This is a genomic window from Actinomyces sp. HMSC075C01 (genome assembly GCF_001812965.1).
Taxonomy (GTDB): domain Bacteria; phylum Actinomycetota; class Actinomycetes; order Actinomycetales; family Actinomycetaceae; genus Actinomyces; species Actinomyces acetigenes.
In genome coordinates, this window is record NZ_KV811036.1 from 1 (window position 1) to 302 (window position 302).

The following is a 302-nucleotide window of genomic DNA, read 5'->3' on the forward strand; positions in this document are numbered from 1 at the left end:
GCGAGGCCCACCACCGCCTCAAGCACACCCCCGGCTGGGCCCTCACCAGAGACCAGGCCAGCGGGACCCTGTCCTGGCACACCCCCGACAAGACCGTCTACCAGCGCCACCCAGACGGCACCATCACCCGCCTACCCAAGAGGGTCGGGCCCCACCAGCACCTTGTTCCCAGCACCGTCATACCCAAGGACCTGAGCCAGCAGATCAGCCCCGAGCTCATCGACCGCCTCAACACCGCCCTCGACCGTACCCAGCCCAGCAGCGGCAAGGCCCGGTTAGAGACCCGCGGCCCCCAACCCGGC

At 69.9% G+C, this 302-nt stretch carries 1 pseudogene; it reads left to right on the plus strand.

What is annotated here, in order from left to right:
- Positions 1–302, plus strand: a pseudogene (locus HMPREF2883_RS11880) (HNH endonuclease); the annotation flags it as partial.